The 26,040-nt window shown below is 65.8% G+C and carries 34 protein-coding genes and 1 tRNA gene; 12 read left to right on the plus strand and 23 right to left on the minus strand.

The annotated features are described in order from the left end of the window. The first annotated feature begins 48 nt into the window (after positions 1-48). From fabD to AC07M7_RS18030, 11 genes are all read left to right on the plus strand, one after another. Complete coding sequence (gene fabD / locus AC07M7_RS17980; protein WP_136638933.1) at positions 49-993, plus strand: ACP S-malonyltransferase; 945 nt, start codon at positions 49-51, stop codon at positions 991-993. 82 nt (positions 994-1,075) lie between these two features. Continuing rightward, complete coding sequence (fabG, locus tag AC07M7_RS17985; RefSeq protein ID WP_004146899.1) at positions 1,076-1,819, plus strand: 3-oxoacyl-ACP reductase FabG; 744 nt, start codon at positions 1,076-1,078, stop codon at positions 1,817-1,819. Between the two features lie 152 nt (positions 1,820-1,971). Further along, positions 1,972-2,211: an acyl carrier protein gene (gene acpP, locus AC07M7_RS17990; RefSeq protein WP_012510218.1), complete on the plus strand. Its 240-nt coding sequence runs from the start codon at positions 1,972-1,974 to the stop codon at positions 2,209-2,211. Positions 2,212-2,354: 143 nt separating this feature from the next. After that, complete coding sequence (fabF, locus tag AC07M7_RS17995) at positions 2,355-3,617, plus strand: beta-ketoacyl-ACP synthase II (protein ID WP_495207974.1); 1,263 nt, start codon at positions 2,355-2,357, stop codon at positions 3,615-3,617. Positions 3,618-3,709: 92 nt separating this feature from the next. Further along, complete coding sequence (locus AC07M7_RS18000) at positions 3,710-5,074, plus strand: aminodeoxychorismate synthase component I (protein WP_337302122.1); 1,365 nt, start codon at positions 3,710-3,712, stop codon at positions 5,072-5,074. A gap of 159 nt (positions 5,075-5,233) precedes the next feature. Beyond that, complete coding sequence (gene mltG, locus AC07M7_RS18005; protein WP_495207975.1) at positions 5,234-6,295, plus strand: endolytic transglycosylase MltG; 1,062 nt, start codon at positions 5,234-5,236, stop codon at positions 6,293-6,295. Further along, positions 6,292-6,957: a dTMP kinase gene (gene tmk, locus AC07M7_RS18010; protein ID WP_005408317.1), complete on the plus strand. Its 666-nt coding sequence runs from the start codon at positions 6,292-6,294 to the stop codon at positions 6,955-6,957. Before mltG ends, tmk begins: the two co-directional genes overlap by 4 nt. Then, positions 6,954-7,910, plus strand: a complete 957-nt coding sequence (locus tag AC07M7_RS18015) for a DNA polymerase III subunit delta' (RefSeq protein ID WP_136638931.1) — start codon at positions 6,954-6,956, stop codon at positions 7,908-7,910. Before tmk ends, AC07M7_RS18015 begins: the two co-directional genes overlap by 4 nt. Then, the gene (locus AC07M7_RS18020; RefSeq protein ID WP_046982794.1) at positions 7,907-8,260 is read left to right on the plus strand and encodes a PilZ domain-containing protein; all 354 of its coding nucleotides are present in this window, start codon (positions 7,907-7,909) and stop codon (positions 8,258-8,260) included. The genes AC07M7_RS18015 and AC07M7_RS18020 overlap by 4 nt, the downstream gene beginning before the upstream one ends. Before the next feature lie 112 nt (positions 8,261-8,372). Next, positions 8,373-8,447, plus strand: a tRNA-Val gene (locus AC07M7_RS18025). A gap of 114 nt (positions 8,448-8,561) precedes the next feature. Further along, complete coding sequence (locus AC07M7_RS18030) at positions 8,562-9,560, plus strand: YecA family protein (RefSeq protein ID WP_495207976.1); 999 nt, start codon at positions 8,562-8,564, stop codon at positions 9,558-9,560. A gap of 136 nt (positions 9,561-9,696) precedes the next feature. Here the strand turns inward: AC07M7_RS18030 and AC07M7_RS18035 are convergent, their stop codons facing one another. Together AC07M7_RS18035 and AC07M7_RS18040 are read right to left on the minus strand one after the other, a co-directional pair. Then, positions 9,697-9,939: a hypothetical protein gene (locus AC07M7_RS18035; protein ID WP_495207977.1), complete on the minus strand. Its 243-nt coding sequence runs from the start codon at positions 9,937-9,939 to the stop codon at positions 9,697-9,699. Positions 9,940-9,979: 40 nt separating this feature from the next. Continuing rightward, on the minus strand, positions 9,980-10,414 hold the full coding sequence (locus AC07M7_RS18040) for a hypothetical protein (protein ID WP_495207978.1): 435 nt from the start codon (positions 10,412-10,414) through the stop codon (positions 9,980-9,982). Positions 10,415-10,553: 139 nt separating this feature from the next. On the opposite strand from AC07M7_RS18040, the gene AC07M7_RS18045 reads away from it, so the two are divergent. After that, positions 10,554-10,934 carry a tautomerase family protein gene (locus AC07M7_RS18045; protein ID WP_495207979.1) on the plus strand — a complete coding sequence of 127 codons (381 nt, stop codon included), beginning with the start codon at positions 10,554-10,556 and terminating at the stop codon, positions 10,932-10,934. A 29-nt stretch (positions 10,935-10,963) separates the two neighbouring features. On the opposite strand, the gene AC07M7_RS18050 is transcribed toward AC07M7_RS18045, so the two are convergent. The 21 genes from AC07M7_RS18050 to AC07M7_RS18150 form a co-directional block, all read right to left on the minus strand. Beyond that, positions 10,964-12,037, minus strand: coding sequence for a phage late control D family protein (locus AC07M7_RS18050; protein ID WP_136638928.1), 1,074 nt, complete (start codon positions 12,035-12,037; stop codon positions 10,964-10,966). Beyond that, positions 12,028-12,243, minus strand: a complete 216-nt coding sequence (locus AC07M7_RS18055) for a tail protein X (RefSeq protein WP_046982790.1) — start codon at positions 12,241-12,243, stop codon at positions 12,028-12,030. The genes AC07M7_RS18050 and AC07M7_RS18055 overlap by 10 nt, the downstream gene beginning before the upstream one ends. After that, positions 12,227-12,694, minus strand: a complete 468-nt coding sequence (locus AC07M7_RS18060; RefSeq protein WP_046982789.1) for a phage tail protein — start codon at positions 12,692-12,694, stop codon at positions 12,227-12,229. The genes AC07M7_RS18055 and AC07M7_RS18060 overlap by 17 nt, the downstream gene beginning before the upstream one ends. Positions 12,695-12,696: 2 nt before the next feature. Continuing rightward, positions 12,697-15,147, minus strand: coding sequence for a phage tail tape measure protein (locus AC07M7_RS18065; protein WP_046982788.1), 2,451 nt, complete (start codon positions 15,145-15,147; stop codon positions 12,697-12,699). Positions 15,148-15,267: 120 nt separating this feature from the next. Further along, entirely contained in the window at positions 15,268-15,558 is a 291-nt protein-coding gene (locus tag AC07M7_RS18070; RefSeq protein WP_106467222.1) for a phage tail assembly protein, read from the minus strand. An 80-nt stretch (positions 15,559-15,638) separates the two neighbouring features. Continuing rightward, a complete protein-coding gene (locus AC07M7_RS18075) occupies positions 15,639-16,142 on the minus strand; it encodes a phage major tail tube protein (RefSeq protein WP_046982786.1) in 504 nt (167 codons plus the stop codon). A 2-nt stretch (positions 16,143-16,144) separates the two neighbouring features. Then, positions 16,145-17,344 carry a phage tail sheath C-terminal domain-containing protein gene (locus tag AC07M7_RS18080; protein ID WP_046982785.1) on the minus strand — a complete coding sequence of 400 codons (1,200 nt, stop codon included), beginning with the start codon at positions 17,342-17,344 and terminating at the stop codon, positions 16,145-16,147. Between the two features lie 107 nt (positions 17,345-17,451). Continuing rightward, positions 17,452-18,036 carry a hypothetical protein gene (locus AC07M7_RS18085; protein WP_495207980.1) on the minus strand — a complete coding sequence of 195 codons (585 nt, stop codon included), beginning with the start codon at positions 18,034-18,036 and terminating at the stop codon, positions 17,452-17,454. A gap of 4 nt (positions 18,037-18,040) precedes the next feature. Next, a complete protein-coding gene (locus tag AC07M7_RS18090; protein WP_495207981.1) occupies positions 18,041-19,558 on the minus strand; it encodes a tail fiber protein in 1,518 nt (505 codons plus the stop codon). Between the two features lie 7 nt (positions 19,559-19,565). After that, on the minus strand, positions 19,566-20,867 hold the full coding sequence (locus tag AC07M7_RS18095; protein WP_495207982.1) for a phage tail protein I: 1,302 nt from the start codon (positions 20,865-20,867) through the stop codon (positions 19,566-19,568). Then, entirely contained in the window at positions 20,860-21,756 is an 897-nt protein-coding gene (locus AC07M7_RS18100) for a baseplate assembly protein (protein ID WP_046982781.1), read from the minus strand. The genes AC07M7_RS18095 and AC07M7_RS18100 overlap by 8 nt, the downstream gene beginning before the upstream one ends. A gap of 2 nt (positions 21,757-21,758) precedes the next feature. After that, positions 21,759-22,097 (minus strand): GPW/gp25 family protein, encoded by a 339-nt coding sequence (locus AC07M7_RS18105; protein ID WP_046982780.1) that lies wholly within the window; start codon positions 22,095-22,097, stop codon positions 21,759-21,761. Between the two features lie 52 nt (positions 22,098-22,149). Continuing rightward, the gene (locus AC07M7_RS18110) at positions 22,150-22,740 is read right to left on the minus strand and encodes a phage baseplate assembly protein V (protein WP_337302115.1); all 591 of its coding nucleotides are present in this window, start codon (positions 22,738-22,740) and stop codon (positions 22,150-22,152) included. Then, on the minus strand, positions 22,737-23,291 hold the full coding sequence (locus tag AC07M7_RS18115; protein WP_495207983.1) for a hypothetical protein: 555 nt from the start codon (positions 23,289-23,291) through the stop codon (positions 22,737-22,739). Before AC07M7_RS18115 ends, AC07M7_RS18110 begins: the two co-directional genes overlap by 4 nt. A 73-nt stretch (positions 23,292-23,364) precedes the next feature. After that, on the minus strand, positions 23,365-23,685 hold the full coding sequence (locus AC07M7_RS18120; RefSeq protein WP_495207984.1) for a hypothetical protein: 321 nt from the start codon (positions 23,683-23,685) through the stop codon (positions 23,365-23,367). Beyond that, the gene (locus tag AC07M7_RS18125; RefSeq protein WP_337302113.1) at positions 23,630-24,001 is read right to left on the minus strand and encodes a hypothetical protein; all 372 of its coding nucleotides are present in this window, start codon (positions 23,999-24,001) and stop codon (positions 23,630-23,632) included. The genes AC07M7_RS18120 and AC07M7_RS18125 overlap by 56 nt, the downstream gene beginning before the upstream one ends. Next, on the minus strand, positions 24,001-24,486 hold the full coding sequence (locus AC07M7_RS18130; protein WP_253078975.1) for a glycoside hydrolase family 24 protein: 486 nt from the start codon (positions 24,484-24,486) through the stop codon (positions 24,001-24,003). The genes AC07M7_RS18125 and AC07M7_RS18130 overlap by 1 nt, the downstream gene beginning before the upstream one ends. Next, positions 24,483-24,833 carry a hypothetical protein gene (locus tag AC07M7_RS18135; protein ID WP_046982774.1) on the minus strand — a complete coding sequence of 117 codons (351 nt, stop codon included), beginning with the start codon at positions 24,831-24,833 and terminating at the stop codon, positions 24,483-24,485. Before AC07M7_RS18135 ends, AC07M7_RS18130 begins: the two co-directional genes overlap by 4 nt. After that, entirely contained in the window at positions 24,830-25,258 is a 429-nt protein-coding gene (locus AC07M7_RS18140; RefSeq protein ID WP_478474841.1) for a Mor transcription activator family protein, read from the minus strand. The genes AC07M7_RS18135 and AC07M7_RS18140 overlap by 4 nt, the downstream gene beginning before the upstream one ends. Positions 25,259-25,354: 96 nt before the next feature. Further along, positions 25,355-25,522 carry a hypothetical protein gene (locus AC07M7_RS18145; protein ID WP_495207985.1) on the minus strand — a complete coding sequence of 56 codons (168 nt, stop codon included), beginning with the start codon at positions 25,520-25,522 and terminating at the stop codon, positions 25,355-25,357. 92 nt (positions 25,523-25,614) lie between these two features. Further along, positions 25,615-25,998: a hypothetical protein gene (locus AC07M7_RS18150; protein WP_253078972.1), complete on the minus strand. Its 384-nt coding sequence runs from the start codon at positions 25,996-25,998 to the stop codon at positions 25,615-25,617. Between the last annotated feature and the right edge of the window lie 42 nt (positions 25,999-26,040).

Raw genomic sequence — 26,040 nt, forward strand, 5'->3', positions numbered from 1 at the left:
GTTCCCCCTTATCATGGCCCGCTTCGATTGCAACAAGCGGATGACCGCGTGACCGTATCCACCCTCGCTTTTGTCTTCCCCGGCCAGGGCTCGCAGTCTGTGGGCATGCTGGCCGAGCTGGCTGAACTGCACCCGCAGGTGCGTGAAGCCTTCACCGAGGCATCCGATGGTGCCGGCGTCGACCTGTGGGCACTGTCCCAGGGCGGCCCGGAGGAAATGCTCAACCGTACCGAATACACCCAGCCGGCCCTGCTGGCCGCAAGCATCGGCGTGTGGCGCGTCTGGAATGCCGTGGGCGGTCCGCGCCCGTCGGTGCTGGCCGGTCACAGCCTGGGTGAGTACAGCGCGCTTGTCGCCGCTGGCGCGCTGAGCCTGCACGACGGTGCGCACCTGGTGCGCCTGCGCGGCCAGCTGATGCAGGAAGCCGCGCCGGCCGGCGTCGGTGCCATGGCCGCGGTGCTCGGCGCCGAGGACCAGCTGGTACTGGACGTCTGTGCCGAAGCCGCGGGCAGCCAGGTGGTGGTGCCGGCCAATTTCAATTCGCCGGGCCAGATCGTGATCGGCGGCGACGCCGATGCGGTCGATCGTGCGCTGGCGCTGCTGGCCGAGAAGGGCGTGCGCAAGGCGGTCAAGCTGGCGGTCAGCGTGCCGTCGCATACCCCGTTGATGCGTGAAGCTGCCAACCGCCTGGCCGAAGTGATGGCCGGCCTGTCCTGGCAGGCGCCGCAGCTGCCAGTGGTGCAGAACGTCGATGCCAAGGTGCACGACGGCGTGGACGCGGTCCGTACCGCGCTGGTGCAGCAGCTGTACCAGCCGGTGCAGTGGACCGGTTGCGTGCAGGCGCTTGCCGCCCGCGGTATCACCCAGATTGCCGAGTGCGGTCCGGGCAAAGTGCTGACCGGCCTGGTCAAGCGCATCGACAAGGCCATTGACGGCCGCTCGCTGGCCACTCCGGGCGACTTCGAAGGCGCCCGCGAGGCGTGGTCGGCCTGATTGCCCCTGTTCCTGCCGACCGTGCCGGTCGCCGCTGCAAGCGGCATTGGCGCGGCGGCCGTCCCAGCCTGAGGAAAACATCATGAGCAAGCCCCTGCAGGGTGAAATCGCACTGGTCACCGGTGCCAGCCGCGGCATTGGTGCCGCCATCGCCGATCTGCTGGCCGCCCAGGGCGCCACCGTCATCGGTACCGCCACCACCGAGTCCGGCGCTGCCGCGATCGGTGAGCGCCTGGCTGCCCACGGTGGTCACGGCCGTGCCCTGAACGTGACCGACGCTGCCGCACTGGACAGCGTGCTGGACGGCATCGCCAAGGAATTCGGCCCGATCTCGATCCTGGTCAACAATGCCGGCATCACCCGCGACAACCTGCTGATGCGCATGAAGGACGAGGACTGGGCGTCGATCATCGACACCAACCTGACCAGCGTGTTCCGCACCAGCAAGGCGGTCATGCGCGGCATGATGAAGGCACGCAAGGGCCGCATCATCAACATCGCATCGGTGGTGGGTGTGACCGGCAATGCCGGCCAGGCCAACTACGCGGCTGCCAAGGCCGGCATCATCGGCTTCAGCAAGTCGCTGGCCAAGGAAATCGGTTCACGCGGTGTCACCGTCAATGTGGTCGCTCCCGGCTTCATCGACACCGACATGACCAAGGCGTTGCCGGAGGAAGCGCGTACCGCGCTGATCAACGACATCGCCCTCGAACGCCTGGGTTCGCCGGAGGACATCGCCCATGCGGTGGCCTTCCTGGCCGGCCCGGCTGCCGGTTACATCACCGGCGAAACCCTCCATGTGAACGGTGGCATGTACATGCCGTAAGCAAGGGGCGCAGGGATTGCGCCGCAAGTGGTTGATCTGCTGAGGTTTTTGCTGCGATGCAAGGCCGCGCTGGTTTCCACTACACTATCCCACGGCCATCGCCTTTGATGGCGACCACTTTTGAACCACAACTCCATCTGGAGCGAGATCCCATGAGCACCATCGAAGAACGCGTCAAGAAAATCGTCGTCGAACAGCTTGGCGTCAAGGAAGAAGAAGTCACCACCAGCGCATCGTTCGTCGATGACCTGGGCGCTGACTCGCTGGACACCGTCGAGCTGGTGATGGCGCTGGAAGAAGAATTCGAGTGCGAGATCCCGGACGAAGAAGCCGAGAAGATCAGCACCGTCCAGGCCGCCATCGACTACGTCAAGGCCCACGTCAAGGCCTGATGTCAGACGGCAGTGCGCGCGCGGGCTCAGGCTCGCCGCGCACCGCACCCCATGGGGCCGCTGTTGCGGCCCCGTGTGTTTGGGCATTACATCGAAGCAAACCGAGTTACCCGTAGAAACCATCCGGGTCAGGAGAAACAGCAATGAAGCGTCGCGTCGTCGTAACCGGCCTGGGTATCGTCTCGCCGTTGGGCAATGATCTGGCCAGCAGCTGGGAAGGCATCACCCATGGTCGTTCGGGCATCGGTCCGCTGACCAACGTTTCTGATGCCTATCTGGATCGGTTCACCACCAAGATTGCAGGTGAGGTCAAAGGATTCGACATCACCGCCGACAACGAACTGTTCGGCAAATTCCGGGTCAGCGGCAAGGATGCCAAGAAGATGGACCCGTTCATCCATTACGGCCTCGGTGCCTCGTTCATGGCCCTGCATGATTCGGGCCTGGAGATCACCGAAGCCAATGCCGATCGCATGGGTGCCATCGTTGGCGCCGGCATCGGCGGCCTGCTCGGCATTGAAGAGCAGACCATCGAGTTCCACGAGGGCAAGAAGATCTCGCCCTTCTACGTGCCCAAGACCATCATCAACATGCTGCCGGGCCAGCTGAGCATCATCACCGGCCTGAAGGGCCCGTCGTTCTCGGCGGTGTCGGCGTGCGCGACCTCGAACCATTCGATTGGTACCGCGATGCGCATGATCCAGTACGGCGATGCCGACGTGATGGTGGTCGGTGGTGCCGAGCGCGGCTCCTCGCCGACCGCGGTGGGCGGCTTCTGCGCGATGAAGGCCATGAGCACCCGCAATGACGCCCCGGAACAGGCCTCGCGCCCGTGGGACAAGGACCGCGACGGCTTCGTGCTGGGCGACGGCGCCGGCATCCTGATCCTGGAAGAGTATGAGCACGCCAAGGCGCGTGGCGCGAAGATCTATTGCGAACTGGCCGGCTTCGGCGCCAGCTCCGATGCGTACCACATGACCGCGCCAAGCGAGAACGGCGAAGGTGCCGCGCGCTGCATGGTCATGGCCATGAAGGACGCGGGCGTGACCCCGGAGCAGGTGGGCTACCTCAATGCGCACGGCACCTCCACGCCGCTGGGCGACCTGGGCGAGACCATGGCGATGAAGACCGCCTTCGGCGACCACGCCTACAAGATGATGGTCAGCTCCACCAAATCGATGACCGGCCACCTGCTGGGCGCTGCCGGCGGCGTGGAAGCGATCTTCTCGGTGATGGCGCTGCAGGACAACGTCATTCCGCCGACCATCAACCTGCAGCAGCCGGGCGAAGGCTGCGACCTGGACTACGTGCCCAACGAAGCGCGCCAGGCCAAGGTCGATGTGGCGATGTCCAATGGCTTCGGCTTCGGCGGCACCAACGGCACGCTGATCTTCAAGCGCGTCTGACCGAGTTGTAGAGTCGAGCCATGCTCGACTCCACGTTCTACGGAGCCGCCGCAAGGCGGCTTCCGTGCATCTGAACCCCCGAACTGGCTGCCATGACCCACGCACCAATGATCCACCCGCTGCCGCATCCGATCGACCTGCTGGCCCTGCAGCAGCACGACCCGGTGCGCTTCCCGCTGCTGATGGAATCCACTGCCTCGGGCACCGCCCAGGGCCGCTGGAGCCTTCTGCTGGCCGCGCAGGGCGATTGCCTGCGGCTGGATGCCGATGGCCGGGTGCGTGATCAGCGCGACGTGGTGCAGGCCGGCAGCTTCCTGCAGGCACTGGACCGTGCCTGGCAGCACGAACGCCTGCCGCATGATGGCAGCCACAGCCTGCCGTTCCGCGGCGGCTGGGCGTTGATGCTGGACTACGAAGTGGCCAGCCAGATCGAAACCGTGCTGCCGGCGCGTGCACGCGATGACGGCCGCCCGACCGCGTTGGCGCTGCGTTGCCCGGCGGCGGTGCTGCACGATCACCACAACGACGCCAGCTTCGTCATCGCCGAAGCCGGTGAGCACGCGCTGCTGGATGCGCTGGTGGAACTGGCCTCGGCCGCACTGCCCGATGCAGGGCAGGGCTGGCTGCCGCCGCAGTCGGTCGGCGAGGACGCGCCGCAGCGCTTCACCGACGGCGTGCGCCGGGTGATCGAATACCTGCGTGCCGGCGACGTGTTCCAGGTGAACCTGTCGCGACGCTGGAGCGCGCAGTTCGCCGCACCGGTCAGCCCGCAGGCGTTGTACGCGCAGCTGCGCCGTGCCAACCCCGCACCGTTCGCCGGCCTGTTCAGTGCGCACGGCCGGCACGTGGTCAGTTCCTCGCCGGAACGGCTGGTGTCGGTGCACGCCGGCCATGCGCAGACCCGGCCGATTGCCGGGACGCGTCCACGTTTCGAGGGCGACGACGATGCCGCGCGCATCCAGGAGCTGGTCGGCCACCCGAAGGAGCGTGCCGAGCACGTGATGCTGATCGACCTCGAGCGCAACGACCTTGGGCGCATCTGCCTGCCTGGTACCGTGGTGGTCGATGAACTGATGACCGTGGAGAGTTACGCGCACGTGCACCACATCGTCAGCAACGTCAGCGGCCATCTGCGTCCGGACGTGACCCCGGGTGAAGTGATCGCCGCCACCTTCCCTGGCGGTACCATCACCGGCTGCCCGAAGGTGCGTTGCATGCAGATCATCGGCGAGCTGGAGCAGGTGCCGCGCGGCGCCTACACCGGGGCGTTCGGCTGGCTGAACCGCGATGGCGACCTGGACCTGAACATCCTGATCCGCACCGCCGAAGTGGACGGCCACGAGGTCAGCTTCCGTACCGGCGCCGGCATCGTGGTCGATTCGGATCCGGACAAGGAACTGGACGAGACCCGCGCCAAGGCCCGTGGCCTGCTGCGCGCGCTGGGCCAGCAGGGCTGAGGGCAGGGCCTCCCGCCGGGCATGGCCCGGCGCTACCGATTCCGGTTTTGATGGGTGCCGACCTTGGTCGGCACGGATGCGGGTGTCTGCCACCCCGGTCATGACCCCACACCACCGGCACGGTATCCTGCACGACGGAATCGAGTTCAGAGGTAGTCCATGGCGGGAGCCAAGCGCGGGTGTCTGTTCGTGGTAACGCTGGTGGTGGTGCTGGCCGCCGTCGTGGCCGGCGCGGGCGCGTGGTTCTTCTACCAGCAGACCCGGTTCGCCGACACCCGGATCACCCCCTCCGCCGAGAGCGTGGTCATCGCCAGTGGCGACGGCATGAACACGGTGCTGCGCAAGCTGCGCGACGCCGGCGTGGACGAGGGCCAGGACGCGCAGTGGCAGCTGCTGGCGCGCCAGCTCGATGCTGCCGGCAAACTGAAGGTGGGTGAGTACGCGCTCAGCGGCGACCTGACCCCGCGTGAGCTGCTGCTGCGCATGCGCGCCGGCAAGGTGCTGCAGCATCGCGTCACGATCATTGAAGGCTGGAATATCCGCCAGCTGCGTGCGGCACTGAAGCGTGCCGAACCGCTGCTGCACACCACCGACACCCTTGATGACGCAGCGCTGATGGACCGCCTCGGTTTCGCCGGCCAGCATCCGGAAGGCCGCTTCCTGCCGGAGACCTATGTCTATCAGCGCGGCGACAGTGACCTGGACGTGCTCAAGCGCGCCCACGGTGCGATGGAGAAGGCGCTGGACGAAGCCTGGGAAAGCCGTGCGCCGGACCTGTCGATCAACACGCCGTATGAACTTCTGATCATGGCGTCGATCATCGAGAAGGAAACCGCGCTGGCCAGCGAGCGCCCGCAGATTGCCGGGGTGTTCATGCGTCGCCTGAAGATCGGCATGCGCCTGCAGACCGACCCGACCGTGATCTACGGCATCGGTGCTGCGTACGACGGCAACATCCGCCGCCGCGACCTGACTACCGATACGCCTTACAACACCTATACCCGTGCGGGCCTGACCCCGACCCCGATCGCCATGCCCAGCCGCGATGCGCTGATGGCGGCTGCACAGCCGGCCGCAGGTGACGCGCTGTACTTCGTCGCCGTAGGCGATGGCAGTGGCGCGCACGTGTTCTCGCCCAGCCTGGACCAGCACAACGCCGCCGTAGCCCGCTACCTGCAGCAGCTGCGCCAGCAACGCACCAAGGAGACCCCGGCGCAATGAGTCCCGCGCTGCTTCGCCATCCCCGTTTCGTCAGCCTGGAAGGTGGCGAGGGCGCGGGCAAGACAACCGCCATCAACGCCATCCGTGACTGCCTGCGCAGCCACGGCCACGAAGTGGTACTGACCCGCGAACCGGGCGGTACGCCGTTGGCCGAGCGCATCCGTGGCCTGGTGCTGAAGCCCGATGCCGAAATCGCTGCCGAGCCGCTCAGCGCCGAAGCCGAGCTGCTGCTGGTGTTCGCTGCACGCGCGCAGCATGTGCGCCAGGTGATCCAGCCTGCACTGCAGCGCGGCGCCTATGTGCTGAGTGATCGCTTCACCGATTCCAGCTATGCCTACCAGGGCGGTGGCCGTGGCCTCGACCCGCAGTGGATTGCCGACCTGGAACGCCGCGCGGTGGGCCTGCTGCCGGGACTGACCCTGCTGCTGGATGTGGACGTGGCGGTAGGCCGCGCGCGTGCCAACGGCCGCGACCTGTGGCCGGACCGCATCGAAAGCGAACAGGACGACTTCTTCCAGCGCGTGCGCGAAGTGTTCCGCAGCCGTGCGCAGCAGGACCCGCAGCGCTTCGCGCTGATCGACGCTGGCCAGGTGCAGGCGCGCGTGGCCGCGGATGTGGTGGCGCGTGTCGAGCGTTGGCTGCAGGACGGGGAGGGCGCATGAGCACGTTCTCGCCCTGGCAGCAACGCGCGTTCGAACAGACGGTTGCCGCGCTCGATGCTGATCGGCTCGGCCATGGCCTGCTGATCTGTGGCCCGGCCGGGCTGGGCAAGCGCGAGGTGGCGTTGGCCCTGGCCGACCACGTGCTGGCGCGCGGCGATGCCGCGCACGCCACCCGCACCCGCCAGCTGATCGCCGCAGGCACGCACCCTGACCTGCAGCTGGTCAGCTTCATCCCGAACAAGAGTGGCGACAAGCTGCGCACCGAGATCGTCATCGAGCAGGTGCGCGAGATCACCAACAAACTGGCGTTGACCCCGCAGTACGGGGTGGCGCAGGTGGTGATCGTCGACCCGGCCGATGCCATCAATCGTTCCGCCGCCAACGCACTGCTGAAGACGCTGGAAGAGCCACAGTCCGGCCGCTATCTATGGCTGATCAGCAGTGACCCGGCGCGCCTGCCGCAGACCGTGCGCAGCCGCTGCCAACGCCTGGAATTCAAGCTGCCGCCGCGCGATGAAGCGCTGGCGTGGCTGCAGCAGCAGGGCCACAGCGAAGCGTCGGCGCGAGAAGCGCTGGACGCCGCGCGCGGCCATCCCGGCCAGGCCGACAACTGGCTGCGCGAAGATGGCCTGAGCCTGCGCCGCGAAGTGGGCCGCGAGCTGGAACAGCTGGCCGCCGGCAAGACCGGCGCGGTAGAGCTAGCGCAGAAGTGGTGCGCCGATGACAACGCGGCGCTGCGCCTGCGCTTCGCTGCCGACCTGGCGCTGGCCCAGGCCAGCACCGATGCCTTGACCACGCCGGAGCGATTGCACAAGCTTGCAGCCTGGTTCGATGCGGCCAACCGCACCCGCGACCTGCTGCGCACCACGGTGCGTGCAGACCTTGCGGTGGTCGAGTTGCTGCTGGCCTGGAACAAGGTGAACGAGCGGCCTGCCGCAAGGGGAAATCGATGAGTGCCAGCAACGCCCGCCAGGGCATCCTGTCCCTGGCCGTGAAGGACAAAGCCGCGCTGTACAGCGCGTACATGCCGTTCGTGAAGAACGGCGGCATCTTCGTGCCCACGCCCAAGCGTTACTTCCTGGGCGACGAGGTGTTCCTGCTGCTGACCCTGCCCGATTCCAGCGAACGCCTGCCGGTGGCCGGCAAGGTGATCTGGGTGACCCCGGCCGGCGCCCAGGGCAACCGCACCGCCGGTATCGGCGTGCAGCTGGCCGAGGGTGCCGAAGGCGAGGGCGTGCGCCACAAGATCGAGACCCTGCTGGCCGGCCTGACCGGCTCGGACAAGCCGACGCATACGATGTGAGGTGGCGCTGGGCCACGCCCGGCTGCGCACACCGAAAACGCCTGTGAACATCCATGTGAAAATGTGTTGACGGCCTCTGAAAAGCCCCTATAATGAGCGGCTCAGCAACACCGGGCGGTTAGCTCAGCGGTAGAGCATTGCCTTCACACGGCAAGGGTCACAGGTTCGATCCCTGTACCGCCCACCAATTAAGACCCTGATTTATCAGGTGTTATGAAGAAGCCGGCCTTGAGCCGGCTTTTTCGTAAGTGCGTGATAAGTGCATTGGACCGGATGTCTAACTCTCTTGGGAGAGACTCGCATGGGCAAAGCAAGAGTTTCTCTGGAAGAGGCGCTGCACGCGGTGACCGCTGCTCACGCAGCCGTTTGGCAGGCCATCGCCGGCTACCGCTACATGACCGATGTTCATGACAAGGGCGAGCATTTCGAGCTGACGATCTTCGGGGACATGATTGTGTCCAAGCCGTTTCCAGGTCTAGCAATTGACTGGCGATACACTGTGCACCCCGAGCGGCTACCCGAGCGCGCTCAGGAGGTGGTGAGGTATACAGCTCGTCAAGCAATCATCGATACACACGATGCCGTATGGAAATACCTCGAATCTAATCGCCTGAAGGATCAGTATTTGGCGAATCCGGTCTTGGTTCTCCTGCGCGCCCTCAGCCGAATGGCAGCGGGCGGGGCTAGCCTCATGTTCAGCGGTTACAGGCACAACGTCGATAAGTACTTCAATGCGCTGCTTTGGGACCCTGACGCCCCGAATCCGCTTCGCCAGAAGATGCCGGATCGACTGCGTGAGCTGATAGATCATGTTTCGCCGAATGAATTGCCAGGTGTGGCTCGCATGGTGGCGGCATTGCTAGACCTATCCGGAGAGGCTAGGCAGCAACTGCTCGAATACGTTGATATGGCGCTAGAGGATTGGTCGCGAGCCCGACCGTTCTCGATAGGCGGCGATGGGTGCATTACCCTCAGCGTGTGGAAGCACGACTGGACCGAAGCGGATCTACACCAGGCTCTTTTGGTTGCACGTGCCAATTCCCTAATTGGGAGAAGCCGTGGCAGATTGTGCTTGTGCTTGCGGTACTCGGCAGAGTCTGCCCTTCTCGAAGCTCGGTGGAGCTTTGTTGATGAATTGCCTGAAGAACTGGAAAGCGATCAAGATACGGCGGAATTGGCTGCGCACTTCGTAGCTCGAAGAGTTGGCCAAGCGAGAGGATCAGGCAAAATTGGACGCAATGACCTTTGCCCATGCGGTAGCGGAGATAAGTACAAGAAGTGTTGTCTTGGAAGGCCTTGAGATTTTTCCATTATTGTCGGTCGCTCCTCAACGAGTAAATATTCTCAACTTGTTCCAAGGTGTGGGGGACATCAAGTTCCAAGGTGTGGGGGACATCAAGCACAGGGCTCCTCCTTTCTGAGCTGCCATTGTTGGTTCAGTGAAAGAAGCGCTCATCGTGGTCATGTTCATCTTGCGGGTGGCTGACCTTTGACTCATCCGTCGGCGTGGCCCCGAGCTTGGAGAGCATCGCGCTGAGCGCGTGAGTGGGTGACACGCTGAGATCCTGGCCTGTCTCCATGCGAGCGGCCAGGATGTACACCTGGCGGCGGTGTGCCGCGTTAAGCCAGGGCATGTTGGTGGCGCATTCCTTCCAGACGCGCACCTGAGCCACGGTCATGCTCTTGTAGGCGGTGCCTATGCGGTCGGGATTGGCTGGCTCAGTTGAGACGGCCGCCAAAGAACTCGCTGCCGCTCTCATCGTCTTCAGAGCCGTGATTCACCTTCGATTCGTCGGCGGGAGTTGCCCCCAGTTTGGAGAGCATGGCGCTCAGCGCGTGAGTCGCGGACACGCTCAAATCTTCCCCCGCCTCCATCTTGGCCGCAAGAATGCAGACTTGGCGCAGCAGGATGCGGTGGCCGACCGGCACGGCCATGATCTGGATCGGGGGCAGGTTGTAGATCGGGCTGTTGGTCGGACGGCTCCAGCCGCCGGCAACGTACTGGCCATCAGCGGCGCGCTCGGACGAGAAGTCGAAGTGGTCCAGCGGGTTATGTGCCCTCCGGCACCTGCCCGTTGTGCGGTCCGTCACTGATGGCGCACAACGCCGCCCACTCCGACCGTGCATATGACGACTCCAGAGCGGCGCCGCCATGGCAATTCCGTCACCCGGCGCACGCGGGCGGGAATGTATCGCGGATGAAGGCAGAGGGTTCCATCCCTGCGCTGTCCCACCGCCCCGGGCAGGCGTAGTCTCAGCGCATTGCCGTGCCCATCCACTCTGGAGTGCCACCATGCCGCTCGCCCGCATCGATCTTCGCAAAGGTAAATCCGCCGACTACCTGCAACGCGTCGGCGAAACCATCTACCAGGCCATGCGCGCGGTGGGCGTGCCGGAAAACGATCGCTTCCAGATCTTCCAGGAACACGAGCCCGGCACGCTGATCTACGACCCGAGTTACCTGGGCGTGGACCGCACCGACGACTTCATCTGCATCCAGATCACCTGGAACGAAGGACGTACGCTGGAGCAGAAGAAGGCGCTGTACGCCGGCATCGCCGATGGCCTGCACGCGGCGGTGGGCATCCGCCGCGAGGACGTGTTCATCAACCTGGTGGAAGTGAAGAGAGAGAACTGGTCGTTCGGCAATGGGCAGGCGCAGTATGTGACTTGATGCGGAGAGCATCCACGCATGGCGTGGATCTACACCTCGCTGCCCACCTGCTCGTCCTCGGTCGCTGCGGCGCTGCTGGCCGCTTTCACTGCGTCGGCACTGTTGGGCTGTTCGCATTGGATGCTGGTGACGTAACCCTCGCTGCCGATGCTGTGCTCGGCATGCTTGACCAGCCACCGCCCATCCACGCCGTCGCGGAAGCCCTGCATCACCACCGTGGCTTCGGCCATCAACGTCTGGCGGCCGGGCAGGGTGTAGCTCAGCTTGCGCGTCTGCCGCGCCTGTTCGCGTTGCTTGGCGCGGGCTGCTGCTTCGGCGGTCGCGCGGTCGGCGTAGGCCATGCGCAGGCGCACGATCGGTTCACCGCTGCCCACCTTCACCTCCTGGCGGTTTGCGCCGCGTACATCGCGGTAATAGGCGATGGTGGTCCCGGCCTTCTCGCGTGAGGCGATGGTGACCTTGTAGGCACTGCCATCGGCGGGGGTAAGGGTGACGTCGGGAATGCGCTCGCCACTGGCCGTGGTGGATTCGCCGCGGGTGACGAACATCAGGCGTCCGCCGCCCGGCTTGGCGATGGCGTCATGCTGTTTGCCCAACCGCAGCAGCAGGTTCATGTCCGACTCCTGCGACTGCACGGTGAGCGGCAGCACGATCGACGCCAGCGATTCACTCACTGCTGCGCTCAGTCCGTGCTCGCCCGCCATGCGCTGCACCATGCCGCCGATCGTCGTGCCCTTTTTCCAGGTGCGCGTCTTCTGCGTCTGAAGATCGTTCTTGCCACCCTTGCTGGCCTCGAAGGGCGCCGCGCGTGCGCGCAGGGTCATGCTGCCTGGATAGCCGGAGATTTCCACTTCATCGCAGATGTACAGGCCCATGCGCCGCACCTCGCCGTCATAGCCGATGAAGGCCTCCAGCTCGGCACCCACGGGAGGCAGCTGGATCGGATCGGACGGATCGTGGTCAGCCAGCTGGAGCTCCAGCGTGTCGGCGGTGTTGCCGGTTTCGTCCGTGATGCGCAGCGACTTGAAACGCGACATGATCTTGTCGGTGATGTCTTCGCTGTTGGCCACCACACGGAAGGCCGGTTCGACGTTCAATCCCACAGCGATACTCCCGAGCGTTCATTGGCTGGACGCTGTACATCCGGCAGGGTGATCACCAGGCCCGCAGGCAGTACCGCGCCGCGTGCGGCCAGGCCGGGGTTGGCATCGAACACCGCGCGCAGGATGGCCGGTGATTGCTCGCCGTAGAGCACGTAGGCGATGCGGTCGACGACGTCGCCGTCGCGGGTGTTATACGTTCGTGCCATGGCTGTGCTTCCGCAGGGAGAGGGTGAAGGTCTGCTGGCGGATGTCGCCATCGGGCGTGAAGTGCTTGCTGGTGGCTTCGATCTTGTCGATCACCCACAGGCCGAGGTTGCCACCACGGCCGGTCAGCAGCCGCTGTGGCTTGCCCTGTGCGGCCAGCCTGCGCAGCTCCGACATCTGGTTGCCCTTGCCACGGAACTCGTGGTTCAGCACGCCCGGCAGTGTCATGGTGGCCTGGCCCGGACCGGTGTACTGCAACGCGGCCAGCTGGCCGACGCGTTCCTGTGCCTGCCAACGGAACTCGTTGGATTGCTGGATCTCCTGGAACACCGCAGTGTTGAGGCTGAACTTGAAGCCGCCCAGCATCAGCAGCACGGGTGCGTTGCCTGAGTCGTTGCTCTGGAAACCGGACAGCAGCTTGTCGAGGGTTGCGGTTACGAACTCGCGCTTCATGCTTAGTTCCTGTCTCCGAGGGTGGCGCGGGCCTGTACGGCCTGCTGGTGCTGCAATGCATTGGCGGTACGCCGCGCCAGTGCCTCGCTGGATTCCCCCGGTTGCTGGTGGATGGTGATGTTGTTGGTCTGTTGCTGCTGCACGGTGGTGGGCATGCGTGGAGTGCCCGAGGGCATCGACGGTGCCTGTCGCCCCTGCTGCGCGCTGCCGAGGTCTGCCATGCGCCGCTTGAGGCCATCGCCGTCGTTGGTGCCGACCGCGTACGCGACACGTGCCATGTCACCAATGCCGCCGCCGCCGTTGGCTGCCATCGCGCCATAGGCCGCCTTGCCCACGTTTGCGCGGTCAAGGGCGATACCGGCGCCTTCGACGGCCTTGTCCTTGAGGAAACCCAGGCCACCGCCCACTTTGCCTGCCACCCAGCTGATGCCATCCAGCAACGGCTGCAGCTTGCCCATGATCCAGTCGATGGCCGCGCCTGCCGACGCCATGATCGCGTCCCAGGCACCGCCGAGCGTGACGGTGATCCAGCCGGCAGCGATGCCCAGCGTTTCGCCCAGCCAGACAACGGTCTGCACCACGCCACCGATGACCTGGATGACCATGCGGAAGTTGGCCAGCAGGGCCTCACCCACCAGCGAGCCGATCTCGGCCACACGCGAAAGCTCGTTGCCGGTGTACTGCGCCGGCTCCAGCATCTTCGACAGCCAATCCCAGGCCTGCCCGATCAACCCGCTCATGACTTCCCATGCCGGGCGCAGCGGTTCGACGGCGCGCATCAGTTCGCCCATGGCGGCAGTGCCCGCGCCACTGAGACCGTCCCAGACGCCACCGAGGAAGGCCTTGATGGGTTCCCAGTACTTGCGTACCAGCAACGCGCCGGCGGTGATGGCGGCGATGGCCAGCGTGATCGGCCCACCGCCGATGGCACCCACGGCGGTGGCCACCACGCGGAAGCCGGACGCCAGGCGCATGGCGGTCGGTCCGAACTGCCCCAGCTGGGCCAGCAGGCTGCCGCCGCGGAACAGTTCGAACGCCTTCTGCACGGCCAGGATCGGGCCCTGCAGGAAGGTCCAGGCATAGCGCACGCCGAGCACGGCGGTGCGCATGCCCATCATGCCGACCACTACCTGGGTGGTGTTGGCAATCAGCTTCGGGTTCTCCTGCACGAACGAGGTCACCCCGTTCAACAGCTCGGTCAGCTTCACCGCTGCTTCGCCCACCGCCGGCAGCAGCGCGCTGCCGAAGGCCTTGGACAGATTGTCGACGGCGATCTTCGCGCCTTCGATCTTTTCCGGATCGCTCTGGATCTTTGCCGCGAAACCGGCATCGGTGGTGCCTGCCGATGCGTAGAGGGCCTTGTCGCGGATGCGGGTGTATTCGTCCCAGTTCTGGATCATCGGGCGCACGAAGTTCTGCGCCTGCGCATCGCCGAACAGCTTGCCGATCTTCGCCTGGTCACCCGAGGTGGCCTGGATGATGCCCTGCATCGCTGCATCGAACGGATTGCCGCCGGTGCTCTGCGCCTCATTGATGATCCTGCGCAGGTCCAGCTTGAAGCCCTTCTTGGCCTTGGCCTGCAGGTCCGGCGAGAGGATGCTGGCCATGAAGCGCTGCATGTTGCCGGCGGCTTCGTCGGCGCCACCGGCACCCTGGCGGGCGACATCCAGCGCCGCGCCCATGGTGGCTGCGGCCGCATTGCCATGCATCTGCAGTGACTGGAACGCGCTGCCCAGCACCGGCAGCGCGCCCGCCATGTCCTTCAGGCCGACACCGCCATCCTTGCCCGCCACGACCAGTACGTCCAACGCCGATTGCAGCCCGCTGGGATCGATCTTCAACGCCTGCTGCAGGCCGGACGCAGCAAGGGTGACATCGTCGATGCTTTCGCCGGTGGCGGTGGTGGTGCGGCCGATTGCACCGAGGCTGGCCTGTGCGGCCTGCGCGTCGATGCCGGCGCCGACCAGCTGGCCGATCGCGCGCTGCAGCTCGCCGGCGCCCTGATAGGTGCGCCCGGACTCGGCCAGGATGGTCTCGCCCAGTGCCTTGACCTGGGCGCGGGTCAGGTTGGCGGCATTGCCGATGGCCTGGTTCTCGCGCACGAAGCCGGCGGCGTTCTCCACCGGCTTGGCCAGCGTGGTGATGGCATTGCCGAGCATGCCACGTGCATCGCCGAACGCCGATCCGAGTTTCTCGCGCTTCTCGAGATTCGCCGTGCGCTTGTCTTCGATGCGCTGCAGTGCTTCCTGCGACGCTCGCAGCGCATCAGCTTCGATGCGCATGCGGGCGAACTGGCTGCTCGACCTGCCCATGACATTGAGCTTGCGCTCGAGCTTGTCCGCTTCATCGCCAAGGCGCTTCAGGCCATCCCTGCTGAAGGACAGCGCGTCCTGCAGCGACTTGGAGACCGAGCCGCCGATCGTGATCGTTGTCGTTTGAACGTTACTCGCCATGTACCGGCAATCCCTGTATCCACCAGATGAACTTCGACACCCGCAGCGTCATGATCTCGCCCAGGCCCCAGCCGGTATGCCCGGCCAGGGCGAGTGCTCCCTGCCTGATCTGCGGCAGGGTCAGGTGGTAAAAAGCGCGACACCGGCCTGCAGGCGGGCGTAGTCGCGCAGCGGCATCCTGCGCACGTCGTCGGGTGCGATCTCGCACAGGTTGGCGATCATCCGCACTTCGCGCTGGGCATCGGTGCCCTTGTCGTCCTGGTAGCGCTCCATGTCTTCCACGGTCGGCTCGCGCATGCGCAGCACTGCGGTGTCCATGCCATTGACCTGGCGCGGGCGGGAGAGGGTGATTTCGGCATAGCCGTCGCGCTCGATGACGGTGTCGGCGGTGGTCTTGGTCTTGCTGGACATGGATGTGTTCCTGGGTATCGATGGAGTGCGGTGGATGCGGGGGCGCGATGCGCCCCCGTGTACTTCAGTGCGGGGTGGGCTCAGATGCCCAGTGCACCGCGGATGCCGGCCAGTGCGTCCACGCCGCCCTGGCGGGCGATCATGTTGGTCACGTCGATCTCCTGCACTACCTGCGCGCCATGGGTCAGCTTGTAGTAGCTCAGTGCCAGGCCGACCTTGACCGTGCCCTTCTCGCCGACCTTGGTCTCGCCGCGGTCCAGCGACTTCACCTTGCCGCGCATGTTGTGCACGACCTGGGAGACCGTACCGTCGTCGGCTTCCAGCGCCTCGCGGGCGGTGAAGCCGTACTCCTTGCTTTCGATGACGTGGAACTTGGACATGATCTCCGCGTCATCGGAGGCGAAAGTCACTTCGGCAGTCAGCTTTTCGTGGCCGAGGACGATTTCGGTCGGTGCGAGCATGCCGCCGGCCTGGAAGTCCTCGGTCTTCAGCGTCAGCTTGGGAGCGGTGAAGGACATCACGCTGCCGGCATAACCCTTGCCGTCGACGTAGAAGTTGAAGTTCTTGCGGATCTTGCGCGCCATGCTTAGAAGATCTCCGAGACGTAGTTGTTGTTCATGTGCATGCGGAAGGTCAGCTGCTCACCCGGGTAGGTCGGAGTGAAATCGAAGTCCCAGTAGAAGCGGCCCTGGGCCACGCTGTCCGCTGCGTTCAGTTCCGGGTCGATCCAGCAGTTGCCGCCGAGGATCGCGCCCTGGGTCTTCAGGCCGCGCAGGAAGGCATTGACGCCTTCGCGCACGTCATCGACGTAGGTCTTGCTGATGCCGCGGTCGACGGCCCACAGATGGGCGGCCTCGAGGCTGTCGGCGATGATGTCGGCGGTGCGCACCACGCACAGGAACTGCCACTTGGCGTCGATGCTGGCGGTGCGGTTGCCCCACAGGCGGAAGCCACCTTCGCGGATGATGGTCGCCACGTTCGACTGGTTCAGCAGGTTGGCGCGGCTGCTCGCATCGGACAGCCCGAAGTCGATCGCACGTGCGGTACCGACCACACCGTTGAGCTCCAGGTTCGACGGCGATGCCCACCAGCCACGTTCGTTGTCGCTGCGGGCGATGGCGCCGGCCACGGCACCGGAGGCGTAGCGGGTGACGATGGCATCACCGGACTGCACCAGCAGTGCCGGGTCGACCACGTAGACACGCTTGGAGCCGGTCAGGGTGGTGGTGCTCTTGGCCGCGTCGTCGTTGCTGTTCGGGCCGTCCTTGATGATCACCGCGCGCAGCTTGTCGGCGATGCCCAGCAGTTCGGCCACGACCGGGTTGGCCAGCAGTTCCGTGTCGCGCTTTTCGTGGGTATGGGTGAAGCCCGGTACCGCCAGGATGCGCGGCTTGATGCCGACCACCGACTTGGCAGCCAGCAGCGCGTGTACGCCGGTGTAGGCACCGGTCTGCGCGTTCACGCCGCCCAGCACGTTGGCCAGGGTGTCGTTCTCGGTGGCGCCCTTCTCGACGCGAATGACGACGACGACGGCGTTGGACTGGTCGAAGATGGCGTCGAGCTGGCCCGGAAGGGTACCTTCATCGACTTCGGTAGCCGCGTTTGCGAGCAGCTTTGCGGCCTGCGAACGCGAGGTCACCAGGACCGGGGTGTTGTACGGGAAGGCGTTCTTGTCGGCGCGGGGCGCGGTGCCCACGATGCCGATGACGCTGGTCGAGGCAACAGCGATCGAGCGGGAACCACCATCGATGTTGACGACCTGCACGCCATGCAGAAATTCGGCCATGCGTTGTTTTTTCCTTGGTTGGGTGGGTGCTGCGGTCGCGATCTGCGCCGCATGGGTACATGTTCGTATCTGGCCGCGGCTGGATTAATTGCAGCCGTGGTCCGGCATCACGGTTGCGGCAGCGGCGCCACTTCGGGTTCGGGTGCAGCCACCATCACCCACGCGGTGCTGGCTTCGTCGAAGGTGACCGGGTAGCTGCGGTCGCGGGGCGGTGCAAGGTCGGTGACCGTGGACGGCAGCGCAACGCCGCGGGGTACGGCGGTGGCGAAACTCGCATCACGCTTGTTCCACAGCGGCCGCGTGCTGTAATCCGGCAGCAGGGTCCATTCGCGGCGGCTGGCATTCCAGGCGTTGTACTGCGCAGTGGTGCCATCCAGCTTGAACGGTTCCGAAAGGGTCACGTCCTGGGGCAATGGCTGGCCGAGCGCGAGGCGATTGGGCACCGCCATCGCCGTGCGCGTGTCCCACAGCATGCAGTTGCGGAAATCGGCCACCGTTTCCCAGCGTGTGCCGTCGTCGGCCAGGCGCAATGCCTGGTACTCGCCTGCAGGTTGGCGGGGGGCGACATTCACGGTGAAGTCGGGCAGGTTCCATGCACCATCGGGCGATGGCTGCAGGCGGACCTTGCCCATGTAGGCGCGGGTGGCGGGATCGTAGGAGTGCGCGAAGCGCGGTTCGGTAGGCAAGCTCATGTCCTCAGTACGCGATGCAATAGATCATCCGCAGGCCGGCCGGCAGGTTGCGGTCACCACCGGCGTTCTCCACCACGATGGTGTGGGTGTGTGAACCGGCGTCGGCGGCCGAAGCGGCATGGCCGTGGTCACCGACCTGGGCGATGGAGATGGTGTGCGAGTGGGCGCCGGCGCCGTTCATGCCGATGTTGTGGCCGTGCGCGCCTGCACCGTCGGTGGTGAAACTGTGCGCGTGGCCACCGGCCGGGCTGGTGTACGGCCAGGGGTTGTCGTAGTCCAGGTTGCCGCGCGAACCGGCGTGATTGTTGTAGTCGGCGCCCCACGGATAGGTGGTGCCGGATTCGGCGAATGCGGTGAGATGCTGGTGATCACCCACCCACGAGGTGCCACCGGTATGTCCATGGTGACCCTGCGAATCGGTCCATGCGCCGTGCGCGTGGTCACCGACGGCGCTTGCGCTGGCACCATGGGAATGAGCACCGCCTGCACCTACCGAAATGGCATGGCTGTGGTTGCCTGCCGCTGCCGTGCTTGCACTGTGGGCGTGGCGGATCACCTCACCCTGGGTGAAGCTGCCGACAGCGTCCGGATTCAGCGTGTGGGTGACCACCGTACCTTCCTGCATTGCAGGCAGGTTGAAGGTGGTCGCACCATCACCGGCGCCGTAGCGGGTACCGATGGCGGCAAACAGTGCCGGATAGCTGGCACGCAGCACGGCGGCACCGTTGCACAGCAGCATGCCGCTCGGTGCGGTGGCACCGGCGAACAGGATCACCTGGCCGGGCACGTGCACGCTGGACGGCACGCCGGTCATGTTGCGCCAGTCCAGGTAGTGGGTGCCGTGCCGGCCATCAAGCAGGTCGGCGTCCAGGCCCTTGTCGGCTCCCTCGTCCTTCAGCGCCGCCGATCTCAGGCCCAGAGCGGAACGGAACGCGGCATCGGTGGCGATCGACAACAGCGTGCGCACGAACTGGGTCGGTGCGCTGGCGCCGAAGCGCTTGTCGATGAAAGCGCGCAGGCCACGCGGGGTGACAGCGCGTTGTGCATCGGCACCGTCCTCGGTTTCGGTGGAGGTGGCCAGCTCGACCACGCCCTGTACCTCGGTGGTGGAGGGCGGGTAGATGAATTCGGCATTGCCGAACTCGATCAGCGCGGTATCCACTTCGCTGAAGCGGATGTCGGTAGAGAGCAGCAGCATCGAGGCCGCGGTCTTCTCCATGATCGGATCGGCCTGGCCGAAGGTTGCGAACAGCGTGCCGTCGCCCAGGTACAGGCCGAAGCCCCGCAGGCTGTAGGCCGTTGCGCTGTCGTCGCGGATGGTCACGTGCAACGTGTCATCGCCCACGGCCTTGCCGCCGAAGGTCGAGACGCGCTTGATCTCGCCGGGCAGCATGGTCTGCCCGGCCGACGGCGTGAACGCGGTGGAAGTCAGGCCGATCTCGGTGACCAGTACGGCGCTGGTGCCGGTATTGGGTGGATTGACCAGCTTGGCGAAGCCGGCTTCGGTGATTTTCAAGCGCATGCGGGGTTTACTCTCCGATCAGTTGGATGCGGCGGAAGGTGGTGCCATGGGCGCCGGCAAGCGCACCGATACCGGCGCTGGCCTGCATGCCCTGGGTGAAGGTGAAGTGCGAACGCACCGGCTTGGTGCGGGTGATCTCGCCGATCACGTCGTCGACGAACTTGGCGGTGGCGGTCTCGCCGCCCTGGTTGGCAATGGTCATCACCGCTTCGAAGGTGTGTGGCGCGCCGGGCGGCTGCATCTCCCACCATTCGCGGATCAGGATCGAGCCACCGAAGGCGGCGACCACGTCGCGCACGCTGCCCCAGGTGCCTTTGCGGCGCTGGATCGCGATCGCGGCGCGAACGCGTGCACGCTTCACTGCCTCCGGCCAGTAGGCCTTCCATTCGTCGACGGACAGCGCCCAGGCCAGCCACGGCAGCAGCGCGGCGGGGCAGCGATCGGCATCCCAGAGTGCGGTGATGTCCACCGGCAGGGGACGAGTCACCGCAGCACGTGCCAGCGCCCGCTCCGCCTGGGTGGCGTTGGGCGGCAACAGGTTGGCTGTGGTCGGTACCCTGACCAGTGCATCGCCGTCGATGATCGCGCCGGGCACGGGCAGCTGGCTGAGTGTGATCACGTTGTTGGTGACGCTGTAATCAGTCACACCCACCGGCACTGGCATGGTGCGGATGTAGCTGGTTGCCTCACGACCTTCCTCCACTTGCACGCCCCACAGATGGATGCGGCTGTCCGGCTTCAGGTCGGTGTTCCCGGTTGCCCGTCGATCCAGCACGATGCTCACGCCCCGTGGTGCGTCATCCGCGGTTGCGGCATAGGTGTAGCTGTAGCGCTTCCACTCGGTGCCCACCCGCAGACGTGTCCTGCCTGGGCCGGTCGTGCGCATGCCGAAGTCGATGACGCATGGCTCGGTTGCACGCAGCCAGACGCTGATGGTGCGCACGGCACCATTGGGAAACACGCTGCTGTCCTCGTCCACCAGGCCGGCGAAGTTCTGTTCCGGACCCCCGGTCGCGTCGGAAACGGGGAAGGACCAGGCAGTGGGGCTGCCATCTGGAGCGGGATGATAGAACGACAGGTTCGCCGGCTTGACGTGGAAGCCTTTCCACCAGGTGTGACTGAAGGCACCCGAGAACCGCTGCAGGTTGCGCCGCAGCGTATCCGACAACTTAATCCGACCTTGCCAGTCGGTGCGGTACACCGATTGCAGGGTGGCCAGCGAGCCACCGGGATGGCGGAACTGCAGGTTGTGCCCATCGACCGCGCCGCGCAGGCGCGCATTGACCAGTCGCGTGGTGGTATCACTCATCGTTGCCGCCATGGGTCAGGGTCACGGCGGTGCAGTAGGTGGCCTGGGTACGGTCCACCACCACGTCGGCTGCCGGGCTGGCAATCTCCACGCGCTGCACGCCCTCAGCATGCAATGCGGCGAACAGGCCCGAGCGGGTGACGTCGCGACCGAGACGGTGCGATTCGGCGATGTAGCGGTCCAGCCGCGTGCGCGCTTCCGCCAGCACGACCTGCGAATCCGGACCTGCGAAGGTGTAGAGCGTGGCACTGACCATGTAGTTGACGATGGCAGCGGTACGCACCAGCACGTGGTCGGTCAGCGGACGCACATCGGCTGCGCCCAGCTTGGCTTCGACCGCGTCGAGCAGGCCCTGGGTGGCAGTGCCATCGGCTTCGCGCGACAGCACCGATACCACCACCTCGCCGGGCGAGGAGCTGGTCGCGCTGGCATCAAGCACGCGCGGGTCCGCGCTCAACGCGTGGAAGATGTAGGCGCCTTCCGGTCCAGCCACACTGAAGCCTTCCGGACCCAGCTGGATGCGGCGACGGAAATCCTCATCGTTCTCGTAACGCGGCGGGATGCCCTCCTGCGGCTTGCCAGGGTCCAGCATCTGGCGGCCGATGCCGAAGATCGCGGCCAGCTGGTCCAGGTCACTGCCGACCGCGTAGGCCAGCATCACGCCGCGCGCCGCATCGTTGACGCGCTGGCGGTCGAGCAGGCGCAGGTAGGTGCAGACCTCCAGGATCTTGAAGGCCGGGTCCGACGGCAGCAGCGCATCGAAGGTGGGATCCAACGCCTGCAGCGCGGTCAGTGATTCATCGAACAACGTCTCGAAATCGAGCACTTCGATGACCGCCGGTGCGGGCAGCTGGGAGAGATTGACACTGGTGAACGAGCCGGATGCCACGGTTAGCGAACCTCGATTCCTTCGATGGTGATGGCCTCGCCGTCGGGCAGATGGATTCCGGTCACTGCCAGGATCATCACGCCGGGGGCGGGGAGGGAGACGTCGACGTTCTCGACGTGGAGCCGCGGTTCCCATCGCGCGAGTGCGTCGACGGTGGCCGCGATCAGGTCCATGCGCAGCGAGCGGTTGGTCGGCGCATCGATCAGTTCGAATACGCGCGAGCCATACTCGCGACGCAGTACGCGGGAGCCCAGGGGCGTGGTGAGAACGTCACGCACGGATTGATGCAGATGGGCCAGCCCATCCAGTGGTTTGCCGGTGTTGGCGTCGATTCCTCGCATGGCCTCTATCGTCGTGGAGTGCGGGTTTTCAGGGCATTGCACGCGTGGCCGTTCAGGGCTGCGCGGGCGTGGTCGGTGCAGTCGGTCCCTGCGCGGTGTGCGTATGGGCCTTGAGGCCGATGGCGCCGGCCCTGATCTCCGCCGGGGTGCTGATGTCCTTGCCAGCGGTGATCGTGCCGGCAACCTCGAGGTCGCCGGTGGCCTTGATCGACGGCGTATCGAGCAGCACCGATTGCGTGGCCATCACCTGCGCATTGCTGCAGTGGACAATGACGTTGCCACTGCCGGCGTGGACGGTCAGCGTGGTGGTTTCCTGGTCGTACTCGACAAAGCTGCCGTCGGCGAATTCAGTGCGCTGCCGCAGGCGCGAATCGGCCGGCGCCGGGAAACGATCCTGGTACAGGCTGCCCAGCACCAGCGCCTGGCCTGGATCACCGTAGGGGCAGGCCAGCACCACCTGCTCGCCCGGCTCCGGTGCACACCAGCTGCGCACGCCGGGCCCGGCACGCCGTTCCAGCCAGGGAATCCAGTCGGTGAGCATGCCGTCGGCATCAATGCGCACGCGGCCATTGGCCTCATCCAGCTCGCGCACGACGCCGATCATCAACAGGTTGGCGATCAGCCTGGCGTGTTCGGCGCTCATGGTGCCGCTCCCTCGATGGACTGGTAGCGGGCCTGGTGATCGCTACCGATCTCCGGCACGAAGCTGTAGAAGGCCTGCGGCACCACGCCACCGGTTTCTTCCCAGCTGTTGCTGCCCAGGGCGACCGGCAACGACCACTCGACCACCCAGGTGCGAAGCCCCGGCTGTGCCGTTGCGGCATCCTCGGGCAGTGCGGCGATCACTTCGATCGCTCCACTGGGTGCGCCTGGGAATCGGCCGAGCTGATGCAGCCAGGTCGCCAGGCCAACAGCGGCGTTACGCAGCTGCAGCGCTGCGCCTGCATTGGCGGAAGCCACGACGATGCGCGCTTCGAAACGCAGCACGGCCTGCAGCTGACCGCTGCCGTCGTCGTTGTCCTTGCCGCGATCACAGCGGGTCAGTGCCAGCAGGCAGGCCGGCGTGGCCGGTCCTTCGGCGCTCGCGTCGCGATAGAACTCGACGGTTGCGAAGCCCGGAAAGCGCGCGCGGATCGCGGCTTCGATAGCGGCATGCAGCGCGTCGAGAGTGGAAGGTTGGGAGTCGTTCGCCATGTCAGCTCGTACGTTGAATGGGAGGACGCGCGCGATCAGGGGCGACGCGCGCTGTCTGCATGTAGTGTTGCCATCACCCGGGGTGGGCGGCATTGCAGGCGTGGCCGTGGGCCGGCTCAGTTCGGGCCGTGCCCACCGTCGGTTTCACCGGTGGCGCGCCATTGAGGGTGAAGCCCTGCTGGCTGCCGAGGCTGCACAGCAGGGCGCGCAGCTGGTCGGCCAGTTCGTGGTAGTACCGCGCCACGGCGACGTGGTTGCGCAGCAGCGCATCGTCGTCGGCGGCCTGCAGGTCCGGCAGCGCACGCGGTGCGCGCAGCTGGGCTGGCGCGATGTGCAGATCAATGCTGAGAGGCGCCGGCGTTGGCTTCGCGCCAGATGCGCACGAACTCAGCATCAGCATTGCCGCGATCACGGCGAGGGGTCTTGGCATGGGTCTCGATGTCCTGTTGCAGTGCGTTGAATTGCTGGCTGCGCGCGGCCTGTGCGGCGACGTGCTGTGATTCGGCCTGTGCTCCGGCACGTGCGTTGGCCTGGTCCTGCTGGTGGGCGGCCTGGGCGATGCCGGCGCGCAGGGCCTGCTGCGCCGCCTGCGCCATGGCGACGGCACGGTCGGCACTGCGGTCGCGCAGTGTCCAGCCCAGCCAGGCGCAGACCACATGGCTGGCGACCAGTGCAAGCAGGGCGATGCGCATCCGGAGCAGGATCGGCATCAGGAAAGGCTCCCACCGGCGGCGCGATAGGCCGCGCGCAGCGTCTCCAGCGCATGCTCCTTCTGCCCATATCCGGCGCCCGGCAGCGAGGCCCAGATCCCCCGTGCCGCGCTGACGGCGGCGTCGAAGCGGCCGAGGCGGACCAGTTCGTAGGCACCGCATTGCTTGAGCAGGGCCACCGCAGCACGGTCCTGGGACACCGGCCCGAAATCGGGCAGGGCCAGGCGAGCGCGCAGGTCGTCCCAGGTACTGCGCAGGAACTGGTAGCGGCCGGCCGCACTGGACTTGATGCCGTAACGCGGCAGCGATACCAGCACGCGCGGATGATCGCGGTAGTCGCTGAGCAGCTGGCCACCGACGATCACGTCGTAGCCACGGTCACGCGAACGCTGGCGCGGAATATCGGTGCCTTCGGACACGGCCAGCATGTCCAGGAACGCGGCGACGTTGGTGCCGCCGAGGGCGCTGGCTGCAGCGGCGGTCATGCGGCTGCTCCCGGCTGCTTGCGCACCAGGTCCAGCAGCGCAGCTATCTGCACGCTCTGCTGGGTGACCTGGGCACGCAGGGCGCTGACTTCACCGCGCAGCTGGCCGATCTCCTGGGCCATCGCTTCGCGTTCGTGCATCAGCTCATCGGCACGCGTGCGCTCGGCCGCCAGCTGCTCCTGCAGGGTGCGCAGGGTGTTGCTGGTGGCCTCGTCGGCGGTACGGTCGACCTTGGCCGAGGACAGCCATTGTCGAAGCCACAGCGATACCGCGATCACCACGCCGGAGGTACCGCCCAGGTACTTGGCCCAGTCCGGCACGCCGGCCAGCAGGTCGCTCTCGTTCATGCGCGTGCGTACCCCTTGAGCAGGGCCGGGTGGACCGGTGGTGGCGGCGTGGAACGGGCACCGCGCAGCGCGCGCTTGATGGTGGTCTGCGAGACGCCGAACTCGCGCGCGACATGCTCGCGGGGCGTGCCGCTGGCCACCGCGCGTGCGATCTGCTCGCGGCGCTCATGTGCACTGGCGGCGAAGCACGATGCCAGGAACAGCAGCTCGCCACCGAAGTGAGCAACCAGTCGCTGCGCGACCTCAAGGCCAAGGATGTCGATCAGCCGGTGCTGGTCGGGCAGCCTGGAGGGGACGTAGACGATGACGCGATGGCGTCCGGTGGTACTGGAGGTGGAAGGCGGCCACGCACGCACAAGCGTGAGGGCTGCGGATTCGCCGATGACCTCGGCCAGGGTCTGGATGCTGTCGGGCAGGGCGTTCATGGGAAGACTGTTCAGTGGCATGGATATCCACTGTTGCCATCCCGAGCTCTTGGTCAACACCTTTCATCTACTTTCAGCGCGGCGTGCTGAAGGCGTTCAGGGCCGGCGGTGAGGATCGGTGAGTGCCTCCAGGTGCAGGTTTCTGAAGCGCTTTTTCAGGTTGTCCCGCTGTGTCCGGACTTCTGCCGCTTTGCAGTACTCCTTGTCCTCACCGCGAGAAAACAACGGCAGGGCAAGGGCAGGCGGCAGGTACAGGGTGAGCATGACGCAGGACGGCCCATCCTCATGGTGCGTGACCCCTGAAACGAAAAAGCCCCGGACGATGCCGGGGCTTCAGGACTGCAGGTCAGGCTGGATCAAAGATCGAACACCAGGTTGCCGCCGGTCTTGCGCGGTATGTAGCCGGCATCGCGCAGCCAGCGCGCCGCGTTGACCTGGTCCATGCGCTTGACCGGGAAGCGGTTGGCGAACATCAGGAAGCGTGCAACGGTGATCGACTCGCCCTTGCCCTTGAGAGCAGCCAGGGTTTCGGTGAACCATGGCGCAGGCGGCTGCTGGCTGCCCGGACGGGCGGCGGTACGCGGCTGCAGGGCATTGCCGGTCCCGGTTTGGGCATTGGCCAGCGAGCACAGCGAAATGAAGATCGCATCCAGGCTCACGATGTCCTTGCCACCCTTGGGCTGCGACTTGAACAATTCGATGGCCTTCTGGCGCGTCGACGTGAACTGTTCGACCTCCATGACATTTCCTCTTTTCTAAAGCGGTTGGGGATGCAGGGTGAC

Source organism: Stenotrophomonas sp. GW821-FHT09E08 (genome assembly GCF_059416125.1).